This is a genomic window from Variovorax paradoxus (assembly GCA_016806145.1).
In the GTDB taxonomy this organism is placed as follows: Bacteria; Pseudomonadota; Gammaproteobacteria; order Burkholderiales; family Burkholderiaceae_C; genus Variovorax.
In genome coordinates, this window is the sequence record CP063167.1 from 2,308,845 (window position 1) to 2,320,814 (window position 11,970).

The following is an 11,970-nucleotide window of genomic DNA, read 5'->3' on the forward strand; positions in this document are numbered from 1 at the left end:
GCATGAGCGTCACCATCAGCATCAGGCCAGCGTTCAAGGCGCTGTTGACGACCGCGCTGCTGGGCTGCGCGGCGGTGGCGCTGGCACAGGGCGCCACGCCGGCCGCGGGCGGCGCCGTCACCGAGCCGGCCCCCGCGGTCGCCCCCGCGACGGCGCCTGCGCCGCAGGCCGGCGCGGGCATCCGCAGCCAGAACATCTTCGACGTCAAGCCCGAGGCCAGCGCCGACCCGAACTACCTGAACCAGACCAACGGCGAGCGCAACAAGGTCCAGCCCGGCAACAACGCGCCGATGTGGCGCCAGGTGAGCGGCGGCGTCACGGGCTACAGCAGCCTGCCGGCGAGCGAGGCGCCCGAGGCCGGCAACCTGATCCAGCGCTTCGTGCAGTACCCGGGCTCGCGCTTCACCAACGCCGGCGAGGCCTGGCGCCAGGTGCGCAACAACTGGATCATTCCCTACGGCGCCGCCCTGCTCTTCGTCACGCTGCTGGCGCTCGCGATCTTCTACTTCACGCGCGGAACCATCCGGCTGCACGAGCCCGAGACCGGCCGCAAGATCGAGCGCTTCACGCCCTTCGAGCGCGCCACGCACTGGTCGAACGCCATCGCCTTCGTCACGCTCGCCATCTCGGGCATCGTGATGGCCTTCGGCAAGTTCTTCCTGCTGCCGATACTCGGCAGCTCGCTGTTCGGCTACCTCGCCTACGTGCTGAAGACCGTGCACAACTTCGTCGGGCCGCTGTTCGTCGTGACCACGCTGTTCATGATCTTCACCTTCATCCGCAGCAACTGGCCGCGCAAGGAGGACTTCACCTGGCTCAGGCACGGCGGCGGCCTGTTCGGCGGCAAGGAGCCCGCGTCGCACCGCTTCAACGCGGGCGAGAAGGCGGTGTTCTGGGGCGGCGTGCTGTTCCTCGGCAGCATCGTGATCGGCTCGGGCCTGTTCCTCGACAAGCTGCTGCCGGGCTTCGTCTACACGCGCGGCGAGATGCAGGTCGCGCACATGGTGCATGCGGTGGCCACGCTGCTGATGATGGCGATGATCATGGGCCACATCTACATCGGCACGCTCGGCATGACCGGTGCCTACAAGGCGATGCGCGAAGGCTATGTCGACGAGACCTGGGCGCGCGAGCACCACAAGCTCTGGTACGACGACATCGCGGCCGGCAAGATTCCGGCGCAGCGCTCGACCCCGTCCGACGCATCGGCCCCCGCGCGGCCGGTGACCGTGCAAGGAACCTCCGCATGAAGCAAACGCTGATCCTCCAGGGCGCGCTCACGCTGGCGCTGGCTTCGTCCTCGGCCTTCGCGAAGCTGCCGCCGCTCGGTCCCGAAGCCCAGGCCAAGGCCGCCGATACCGCGGCCCGCACCGCGTGGAGCGGCAAGGTCGACGCCTACCTGCTGTGCAAGGCGCAGGACCAGGTCGCGGCCAAGTATCGCGCGAGCGCCCAGGCCGCCGGCAAGACGGTGCCGGCTGCGCCCGCGACGCCGGCCTGCGCCGATCCCGGTCCTTACGTCGCCGCGGCGGCACCGACCGAGGCCAAGCCGATCGAAGCTTCTGGCGCGCACTCGCCGGCTCCCACGGCGGCATCGCCGCCGAGCGCGAACCAGCCCTCGTCCGAGGTCCATCCCGCTCCCAAGAAGTGAGCTGGCCGCGCGGCGCGCAAGCGTCGGCGCGGGCCGACCGGTGATGGTCCCCGGCGAGCAAGGCTGGCGGCATCCAACTCCTATACTGGCCTCGATGCTCCCACCCGAACGATCCGTCTCGCCCGATGTACGCATGCGCGGCTTCACGCAGCGCGCCGAAGTTCCCACCGCCCTCGCCTGGATCGATGCCCACACGCCGCTGCTGCCGGGCGAATCGGTCGCGGTCGACGATGCCACGGGGCGCGTGCTGCTGAACGACCTGATCGCGCCGATCGCGGTGCCCGAGTTCGATCGTGCCGCCATGGACGGCTATGCGCTGCGCGGCGGCGAGACCACCGGCTCCGGCGAATACAACCCGCTGATGTTCCCGGTCGTCGGCCACGCCTGGCCGGGCCGGCCCTTCGATGGCGCCGTGCCCGCGGGCGCGGCCGTCCGCATCATGACCGGCGCGCCCGTGCCGGCCGACCTCGATGCCGTGGTGCCCGCCGAGTACGCGAGCGAGCAGGACGGGCGCCTGAGCATCACGCGCGCCGTCGCGCCCGGCCAGCACGTGGGCCATGTCGGCGAGGACATCGCGCGCGGCAGCGCCGCCCTGGCCGCGGGCCGCCGGTTGCGCCCGCAGGACGCGGGCCTGGCTGCTTCGCTGGGTCTGGCGCAGCTGGATGTCGTTCGTCGGCCACGCGTGCGCCTGCTCGTGACCGGCAACGAGGTGCGGGCGCCCGGCACGGCCAAGGGCCCCTACGAAATCTACGACGCCAACTCGATGACGCTGCGCGGCCTGGTCGCGCGCGATGGCGGCGTGCTCGAGTCGCACCAGCGGCTCGGCGACGACCCGCGGGTCATCGCGCAGGCGCTGGCCGCCGCGGGCGCCGACGTGGTGCTGGTGTCGGGAGGCTCCAGCGTGGGCGCCGAGGACCATGCGCCGCGCCTGCTGGCCGAGCTCGGCGAGCTCGCGATCCACGGCATCGCGATGCGGCCCTCGAGCCCGGCGGGCATGGGGCGCATTGGCGATGCGCTGGTCTTCCTGCTGCCGGGCAACCCGGTGTCCTGCCTGTGCGCCTACGACTTCTTCGCGGGCCGCGCGATCCGCCGCATCGGCGGCCGACCCGCCGACTGGCCCTATCGCCAGGCGCGCGCCACCGTGGCGCGCAAGATCGTCTCGCAGGTGGGGCGCGTCGACTATGTGCGCGTGAAGATCGGCGAGGCCGGCGTGGAGCCGCTCGCGCTCTCGGGCGCCTCCGTGCTGAGCTCGACCACGCGGGCCGACGGCTTCGTGGTCGCCCCCGCCGAAAGCGAAGGCTTCGGTCCCGGGACCGAAGTGACCGTCCATTTCTACGACTGACCGTGAAACCCCAATCGCAATTCCTCGATGTCGTCACGCGCGACGAGGCCGAACGCCGCTTCCGCGAGCACCTCAAACTCTCTCCGCTGGGCAGCGAGACGATTCCGCTGCACGAGGCGCTGGGCCGTGTGCTGGCCGACGACGTGGTGGCCGCCATCGACGTGCCGGGCTTCGACCGCTCCAACGTCGACGGCTTCGCCGTGCGGGCCGCCGACACCTGGGGCGCGATGGAGGAGCAGGCGCGCTCCCTGGCGCTCGCCGACGAGACGCTGGCGCCCGGCATCGTGCCGCGGCGCGAAGTGACGAGCGGCCGCGCGACCTCGATCGCCACCGGCGGCATGCTGCCGCGCGGCGCCGATGCGGTGGTGATGGTGGAGCACACCGATGCCGAGGACGGCCAGGTGCAGATCCGCCGCGCGGTGACCGAGAGCGAGAACGTCAGCTATGCCGGCACCGACATCGCGCGCGGCGAGACGGTGCTGCGCGGCGGACAGCGATTGAGTTCGCGCGAGATCGGCGTGCTCGCGGCGCTCGGCCTGGCCGAGGTCGATGTGCACCGCAAGCCGCGCGTGGCGATCTTCTCCACCGGCAACGAGATCGTCGCGCCCGGCGCGCCGCTGCCCACGGGCGCGGTGTACGACTCCAACGCCGCGATCATCAGCGCGGCCGTCGAGGAGCTCGGCGGGCTGCCGGTGCGCCTGGGTGTGATCCCGGACGACGAGGCGGCCCTGTCGGCCGCGCTCGCGCGCGGACTGGCATGCGATGCCGTGGTGTTCTCGGGCGGCACCTCCAAGGGCGAAGGCGACCTCTCCTACCGCGTGGTCGCCGCGCTCGGCGATCCGGGCGTGGTGGCGCACGGCGTGGCGCTCAAGCCCGGCAAGCCGGTGTGCCTGGCCGTCACGGGTGGCAAGCCGGTCGTGATCCTGCCGGGCTTCCCGACCTCGGCGGTGTTCACCTTCCATGAATTCCTGGCGCCCGTGATCCGCGCCTTCGCGGGCCTGCCGCCGGAGCGGCGCGAACATGTCGCGGCCACGCTGCCGATGCGCATCAATTCCGAGCGCGGCCGCACCGAATACCTGCTGGTGGGCCTGGTGCCCACGGACGAGGGTCTGGCCGCCTACCCCATGGGCAAGGGCTCGGGCTCGGTCACCACCTTCAGCAGCGCCGATGGCTTCATCACCATCGGCCAGCACACCGAGATCGTCGACGCCGGCGCGCCGGTGCAGGTGCAGTTGCTGGGCCAGGGGCTCGACCCCGCGGACCTGATCCTCATCGGCAGCCATTGCGTGGGCCTCGACTGGCTGGCCGGCGAGCTGATGCGCCAGGGCGTGCGCATCAAGGCCATGAACGTGGGCAGCACGGGCGGGCTGATGGCGGCCCGGCGCGGCGAGTGCGACCTGGCCGGCATCCACCTGATGGACCCGGCCACCGGCGTCTACAACCGGCCGCTGCTCACGCCGGAGCTCGAACTGATCGCCGGCTATGGCCGCATGCAGGGCGTCGTCTACCGCCCCGGCGATGCGCGCTTCGAGGGCCGCGACGCCGCCGCGGCAATCGCCGGCGCCATCGCGGAACCCGGCTGCACCATGGTCAACCGCAATGCCGGCAGCGGCACGCGCATCCTCATCGACCGCCTGCTCGGCAGCGCCAAGCCGCCCGGCTACGGCGTGCAGACCAAGTCGCACAACGCGGTCGCCGTCGCCGTGGCCCAGCAGCGCGCCGACTGGGGCCTGGCCATCGACACGGTCGCGCGGCAGTACGGCCTGGGCTTCATCCCGGTGCAGGAAGAACGCTACGACTTCGTGGTGCCCAAGGCCCGGCTGGCGCGCGCGCCGGTGCAGGCCTTCGTGGCCCTGCTGCAATCGGCCGCGGCGCGCGAGGCGCTCGGCCGGCTGGGCTTTCGCGTCGATCCGCCCCATTGAAAGGAACGTCATTCATGAACGCGCGCAAACGCTCCACCCTTCTCGCCCTCGCCGGCGTTCTTGCCGGCGCCCTGCTCGCGCCCCTCGCCCAGGCGCAGGACAAGTTCATCGTGCTGGCCTCGACCACCTCCACGGAGCAGTCGGGCCTCTTCAAGCACCTGCTGCCGCAGTTCACGCAGGCCTCGGGCATCGCGGTGCGCGTGGTGGCCGTGGGCACGGGCCAGGCGCTCGACATGGCGCGCCGCGGCGATGCCGACGCGCTGTTCGTGCACGACCAGCCGGCCGAGGAGAAGTTCGTCGCCGAGGGCTTCGGGCTGCCCCGCCGGCCTGTCATGTACAACGACTTTGTGCTGATCGGCCCGAAGTCCGACCCGGCCGGCGCGCGCGGCAAGGACATCGCGGCCGCGCTCAAGCGGCTCGGCGCCACGGGCGCCGCCTTCATCTCGCGCGGCGACAAGAGCGGCACCCACTCGGCCGAGCTGCGCCAGTGGAAGCAGGCCGGCATCGACCTCGCGAGCGCCAAGCCCGCCGGCTACAAGGAGTGCGGCTGCGGCATGGGCCAGGCGCTCAACATCGCGGCCTCGACCAATGCCTACGTGCTCTCCGACCGCGGCACCTGGCTGAGCTTCAAGAACCGCGGCGACCTGGGCATCGTGGTCGAGGGCGACAAGGAACTCTTCAACCAATACGGCGTGATCGTCGTGAACCCGGCGAAGCATCCGCACGTCAAGAAGGACCTGGCCCAGGCCTTCTCCGACTGGGTCGTGTCGCCGGCCGGCCAGGCGGTGGTCGCCTCGTACAAGATCGACGGCGAGCAGCTGTTCTTCCCGAACGCGAACCAGTGAGCGGCGCCGGCTTCCTCGGCACGAGACCGCCAACGCCTTCTCGCGGCTGAGCCGGGGGCGCTGCTTCGATGAACACCATGAACGAAGGCTGGGCACTGGCCTGGCGGCTCATCGTCGGCGCCGACCCCGAGCTGGTGCACATCACCGCGCTGTCGCTGCAGGTCAGCGCGACCGCGTGCGCGATCGGCGCGCTGGTCGGCCTGCTGCTGGGCGCCTGGCTCGCGGTGGCGCGCTTCCCGGGCCATGCGCTGGCCGTGTGGCTGGTCAACACGCTGCTGGCGCTGCCTGCCGTGGTGGTGGGCCTGCTGGTGTACCTGCTGCTCTCGCGCTCGGGCCCGCTCGGCGAACTCGGCATCCTGTTCACGCCCGCGGCGATGGTGGTGGCGCAGAGCGTGCTCGTCACGCCGCTGATCGCCGCCCTCTCGCGCCGGCTCGTGCTGGCGGCGCTGGCCGAGGGCGGGGACCAGTTGCGCTCGCTCGGCGCGCGGCCGCTCGTGGCCGCCCTGCTGATGCTGGTGCACGACCGCATGGGCGTGGCCACGGTGCTGCTCACGGCCTTCGCGCGCGCCATCGCCGAGGTCGGCGCGGTGATGATCGTCGGCGGCAACATCGCCGGCGTCACGCGCGTGATGACCACCACCATCGCGCTCGAGACCAGCAAGGGCGATCTCGCGCTCGCGCTGGCGCTGGGCCTGGTGCTGCTGGCCGTGGTCGGCGCGATCAATGGCGCGATCGGGCTGCTGCAGTGGATCGCGAACCGGCCGCTGCGCGCCGATGCGCGACCGAGCCCGGAGTCCGCCGCGCCATCGCCCCTTCCTCATCCGCCGATCGCCGTCGATGCCGCACCGCTGATCGTGGCCGAGCATGCCGAGGTGCGCTTCGGCGCGCTGGTGGCGCTCCGGGATGCCTCGCTGACCGTCTCGCGCGGCGACCGGCTGGTTCTCGTCGGCGCGAACGGCTCGGGCAAGACCACGCTGCTGCGCGTGCTGCACGGCTTGCTGCCCTGCGACGGCCGCTGCGCGCACCTGCCGCTGCGGCCCGAGGGGCGCATGCCGCGCACCGCCATGCTGTTCCAGCGCCCCTTCCTGCTGAGCCTCTCGGTGGCGCGCAATGTCCGCCTCGGCCTTTGGCTGTCGGGCGTGCCCGCCGCCGAGCGCGCCGGACGCTGCCGCGAGGCCCTGGCGCGCGTGGGCCTGCTCGAGCACGCGGCCCGGCCCGCCCGCGCGCTGTCGGGGGGCCAGCAGCAGCGCCTGGGACTGGCGCGCGCCTGGGCGTTGCAGCCCGACATCCTGTTCCTCGACGAACCGACCGCGAGCCTGGACCCCGGTGCCAAGAACGAGATCGAGGCGCTCATCGAGGAGGTGGCCGCCAGCGGCGTGACGCTGGTGATGAGCACGCACAACCTCGGCCAGGCCAAGCGCCTGGCGACGCGGGTGGCCTACCTGCAGGCGGGCCGCATCGTGGTCGAGCGGCCCGTGGGGCCCTTCTTCGACGGCGCGGACCTGCCGCCCGAGGCGGCGCAGTTCCTGCAGGGCGAACTCGGCTGGTCGCGGCCGCCCTCCTGATCCGATTCAGGCTTGCGCCAGTTGCGGCTGCGCCGCTCCCTGGTGGCTCGCGAGCTTCGCGTACACGCCCTGCCGCCGCAGCAGCTCGTCGTGCGTGCCCGCCTCCGCCAGCGTGCCGTTCTCCATCACCAGGATCAGGTCGGCATCGCGGATGGTCGACAGCCGGTGCGCGATCACGAGCGTGGTCCGGTGCCGCATCAGCGCATCGAGCGCGCCGCGCACCTGCAGCTCCGACAGCGTGTCCAGGTGCGAGGTGGCCTCGTCGAGGATCAGCACCGGCGCATTCTTGAGGAAGGCGCGCGCGATCGAGATGCGCTGGCGCTGACCGCCCGACAGCTGCATGCCGCGTTCGCCGACGCGGGTGGCCAGGCCCTCGGGCAGGGTGCGCACGAAGTCCGTCAGCGCGGCGCGGTCGAGCGCGAGCGCGAGTTCCTCGCCGCTGGCATCGGGGCGCGCCAGGCGGATGTTGGCTTCGAGCGTGTCGTTGAACAGGTAGGTGTCCTGCGACACCAGCGCGACGCGTTCGCGCAGGCCGTCGAGCCGCAGCTCGCGCACGTCCACGCCGTCGAGCTTCACGCTGCCCTGGCGCGGATCCCAGAAGCGCAGCAGCAGGCTGGCCACGGTGCTCTTGCCGGCACCCGAGGCGCCGACCACGGCCACGGTGGCACCGGCCGGCACCGCGAAGCTGAGTTGATGCAGGGTGTCCTGCGCCTTGCCCGGATAGGCGAAGCAGACGCGCTCGAAGGCCAGCGACAGACCGTGGGTGGCCGTCGGTGGCGGCAGCGGGCCGTCGACCACGGGCTCGGGTTCGCTCTCGACCACGTGCAGGCGGCGCGTGGCGGCGATGGTGTCGGCCAGTTGGCGGCTGACCTGCGAGATCTCCGACACCGGCAGGAAGGTGGCGAGCGCGATCAGCACCAGCAGCGGAATCATGCCGGCCGGCAAGGCACCGCTCGCGACCTGCAGCGCGCCGACCACTGCCACGGCCAGGCCGCCGAGGCCCATCGCAATCTCGAACCAGGCGGTCTGGCGCGACAGGTCGTTCAGGATGTCGAGGCGCCGCGCGCGGCTGCGGTCCGCGACTTCGAGGAACTGCGCGCGGCGCCGGCCCGTGGCCTGGAAGGCGGTCAGGTCGGCCAGGCCCTGGATGGTCTCGGCGGTATGGGCGCTCATCTCGCCCAGCGCATGGCGGGCGCGGTCGCCGAGCGCGTCGACCTGGCGGCGGCCGCGGATCGGCGACACCAGCGCATAGGCGAGGAACGGCAGCAGCGCCAGCGCCACGGGCCAGCTGTAGAGCGCGAGGAAGCCCAGCACCGACAGCGGCACCAGCACCGAGACGATGGCCGGCGCGATGGTGTGGGCGTAGAAGTACTCGACCATCTCCACGTCGTGCGTGGCCAGCGCGACCAGGTCGCCCGAGCGGCGCTGCAGCAGGTAGGCCGGTGCCAGCCGCTCGAGCTTGTCGTAGAGCTTGACGCGCATGTCGGCCAGCAGCTGGTAGGCCATGGCGTGCGCCAGCCACGATTCGAGCCAGTGGAACAGCGCGGCCAGCGGCGCGGCGACCAGCAGGCCGACGATCAGCGCCGAGGTGTCTCGGTCGTCGCGGATCGCGGCCACCACCAGCGCGCTGAGCACGCCGACGCCGATGAAGGCCGCGACGCGCGCCACGCCCAGCGCGATGGTGGCGATCAGCGTGCCGCGCCAGGGCCGCACCACCGACAGCAAGGTGGCGAGCGTGGCTTTCCAGCCGACCTTCTCGGCGTCGGCATCGAGCGGGCGCAGCGCGGGGCCGCGATCGCCCTCCTCTTCCGTGGCCACGCGTCGCGCCGATGCGGCCTGCGCGTCGACCGGAGCGGGCGTCGCGCCGGCCAGCCCCACGGCCTGCTCGTGCATCAGGCGGTGGTAGAGGCCCTGCTGCTGCATCAGCGCCGCATGCCGGCCTTCCTCGACCACGCGTCCCTGATCGAGCACCAGGCAGCGGTCGGCACCGATGATGCTGGCCAGCCGGTGCGCGAGGATCAGCGTGGTGCGCCCGACCATCAGGCGGTCCAGCGCCTGCTGGATCAGCGCCTCGTTCTCGGTGTCGACCGAGGACAGCGCCTCGTCGAGGATCAGGATCGGCGCATCGCGCAGCAGGGCGCGCGCGATCGCCACGCGCTGGCGCTGGCCGCCCGAGAGCTGCAGGCCGCGTTCGCCGACCTGGGTGGCGTAGCCCTGCGGCAGCGCCATGATGAAGTCGTCGATGTTGGCGGCCCGCGCCGCGGCGCGCACCTGCTCGTGGGTGGCATCGGGCCGCCCCAGGCGCAGGTTGTCGTCGAGCGTGCCGTGGAACAGCGTGATGTCCTGGCTCACCAGCGCCATGTGGCCCAGCAGGGTCTGTGTGGCCAGGCCGTTGACGTCATGGCCGCCCACGCGCACCGTGCCCGACTGCGGCACGAACTCGCGCAGCAGCAGCCGCACGATGGTGGACTTGCCGACCCCGCTCGGGCCCACGATGCCCACGCGCTCGCCGGCCGCGATGCGGAACGACAAGCCCTGGTGGGCCGCGCGCTGCGGCGAGTAGGAGAAGGCCACGGCGTCGAATTCGATGGTGGGCGCGAGATGCGCGGGCCCGGCGGCGTTCGGCGCCGTGTCGGGCGAAGCGGTCGGCGCTTGCGCATCCATCAGCGCGTGGATGCTGGCCGCGGCCGATTGGCCCAGCATGCCCCGGTGCAGCACGGAGCGCAGCTCGCGCAGCGGACGGAAGATCTCGGTGCCGGCCATCAGCACGATCAGCAGGGCCTCCACGCTCATGTCGCCGGCCGTCACGCGCCAGGCACCCAGGGTCAGCGCCAGCGCGGCGCCGAGTGCCACGCCGAGGTCGCTGATGCCGCGCGTCAGCAGGCTCACCGACAGCACCCAGAAGGTGTTGTCCGAGAGCTTGCGCGCGCGGGCCGCGAGGCGCTCGCCCCAGGTCTTGCCCTGGCCGTAGGCCTTCAGCGTGGGCAGGCCCTGCACGGCATCGAGGAACTCCTCGCCGAACGCATTGAGCGAGCGCGTGCGCGCCAGGCTCGCGCGGCTGTCGAGCATGTGGACGGCCATCGGCCCGAACAGCGCGAACAGCGCCGCGACCAGGAAGACGAGCGCGGTCGGCAGGTCCCAGAAGGCGATGACCGCGAAGATGGCGAACGGCGCCGCGGCCGCGATCACGACCTGCGGCAGGTACTGGCCGAAGAAGGTCTGCAGCTGTTCCACGCCATCGACCACCGTCAACATCACGCCGCCGGTGCGCTGGTTGGCGAACCAGGCCGGGCCCAGCGCCACGATGCGGTCGTACAGCCGCGCGCGCAGCGCCTGCTGCACCTCGGCCGAGGCGCGGTTGGCCTGCACCGTGCGCAGATGGTCGAACAGTGCGCGCAGCAGCACCATCGCGCCCGCGCAGGCCGCCGGCGCGATCCAGTCGCCGTGGGGCGCGCCGTCGAACACGCGCGCCAGCAGCTGGCCGAGGAACACATAGCGCGCGATGCCGGCCGCCAGCGCCAGCAGGCCGAGCACGATGCCCCCCGCCATGCGCAGGCGCAGGCCCGCCGTCAATTGCCAAAGTCGAATATCGAAATACATGGTGGTGCGATCGGTTCTTCCTGTAAGGCCGTCATCGTCATGCATCGCGCCACGCGGCGAAAGCGATGGTTTTTCAATCCTGGGTTGAGATAGATTGCACCCTTTGCCGCTCCACCCTGCCCCATGCCACCACTGGCTGCCTTGCGCGCCTTCGAAGCCGTTGCCCGCCTGGGCAGCCTGAGCCGCGCCGCGTCCGAACTCCATGTCACGAAGAGCGCCATCAGCCACCAGCTGCGCGCGCTCGAGGAAGACCTCGGCGTGACCCTGCTGCATCGCGGCGGCACGGTGCGCCGCGCGCGCACCACCGAGGCCGGCGCCGCGCTGCTGGTGTCGGTGCAACAGGCCTTGACCCTGCTCGAGACCGCCTGCCGCGACACGCGCGCCGGTGCCCATGGCCGGCGGCGCAACAGCCTCAACATCTCGGCCAACCCGTCGCTCGCGGCGCTGTGGCTGGCGCCGCGGATCGGGCGCTTCATCGAGCTGCATCCCGACATCGACATCCAGCTGTTCCTGCACGCCAGCCAGGACCCCGCATGGGACGCGCAGGACATCGACCTCGCATTCCTGCACGTGCGCGCGCTGGGCCCGCACCTCGCGGCACCGGGCGACATCCCGCTGATGACCGAGACCGTGGTGCCGGTGTGCAGCCCTTCGCTGGTCGCGCCCGCCGAGCGCGACGACCCGCGCGTGTTCGCGCGCCACCGCTGGCTCGAGGAGAAGCACATCGACAGCCCCGAGACCGACTGGCGCACCTGGCGCCCCCGGCTGGGCCTGCCCGACGGCGCGGGCCAGGAACCGCTGCTGCTCAGCGGCCTGAGCACCGTGGTGGCGGCCGCCGCCGCGGGCGTGGGCATCGCGCTGGGCCGCGCGCCGCTGGTCGACGAGGAACTGGCGCGCGGCCGGCTGGTGGCGCTGACGCCGGGCCTGCGCATGGCCGGCTCATGGGGCTACGTGATGCGGGTGCGCGCCAACCGGCCCATGGACAGCTCGCTGCCGACGCTGGTGGAGTTCCTGGCCGAAGAGGGTCGCCGCGCGCCGGCGTGGTGAA

The 11,970-nt window shown here is 72.2% G+C and carries 8 protein-coding genes; 7 read left to right on the top strand and 1 reads right to left on the bottom strand.

Translation table 11 applies throughout. The features are described 5' to 3' along the window. Positions 1–2: 2 nt before the first annotated feature. The 6 genes from INQ48_41875 to INQ48_41900 all read left to right on the top strand — a co-directional run bounded on the left by INQ48_41875 (position 3) and on the right by INQ48_41900 (position 7,322). Positions 3–1,250, top strand: a complete 1,248-nt coding sequence (locus tag INQ48_41875; protein QRF61907.1) for a formate dehydrogenase subunit gamma — start codon at positions 3–5, stop codon at positions 1,248–1,250. Then, complete coding sequence (locus INQ48_41880; protein ID QRF61908.1) at positions 1,247–1,648, top strand: hypothetical protein; 402 nt, start codon at positions 1,247–1,249, stop codon at positions 1,646–1,648. Before INQ48_41875 ends, INQ48_41880 begins: the two co-directional genes overlap by 4 nt. Positions 1,649–1,742: 94 nt before the next feature. Next, entirely contained in the window at positions 1,743–2,990 is a 1,248-nt protein-coding gene (locus INQ48_41885) for a molybdopterin molybdotransferase MoeA (protein ID QRF61909.1), read from the top strand. A 2-nt stretch (positions 2,991–2,992) separates the two neighbouring features. Beyond that, entirely contained in the window at positions 2,993–4,912 is a 1,920-nt protein-coding gene (locus INQ48_41890) for a molybdopterin biosynthesis protein (protein QRF61910.1), read from the top strand. Between the two features lie 14 nt (positions 4,913–4,926). Further along, a complete protein-coding gene (locus tag INQ48_41895; GenBank protein ID QRF61911.1) occupies positions 4,927–5,757 on the top strand; it encodes an extracellular solute-binding protein in 831 nt (276 codons plus the stop codon). A gap of 68 nt (positions 5,758–5,825) precedes the next feature. Further along, positions 5,826–7,322 carry an ABC transporter permease gene (locus tag INQ48_41900; protein QRF61912.1) on the top strand — a complete coding sequence of 499 codons (1,497 nt, stop codon included), beginning with the start codon at positions 5,826–5,828 and terminating at the stop codon, positions 7,320–7,322. 6 nt (positions 7,323–7,328) lie between these two features. Here INQ48_41900 and INQ48_41905 read toward each other — a convergent pair whose 3' ends face one another. Further along, positions 7,329–10,922, bottom strand: coding sequence for an ABC transporter ATP-binding protein (locus INQ48_41905; protein QRF61913.1), 3,594 nt, complete (start codon positions 10,920–10,922; stop codon positions 7,329–7,331). 123 nt (positions 10,923–11,045) lie between these two features. On the opposite strand from INQ48_41905, the gene INQ48_41910 reads away from it, so the two are divergent. Continuing rightward, entirely contained in the window at positions 11,046–11,969 is a 924-nt protein-coding gene (locus tag INQ48_41910) for a LysR family transcriptional regulator (protein QRF61914.1), read from the top strand. Position 11,970 lies beyond the last annotated feature (1 nt).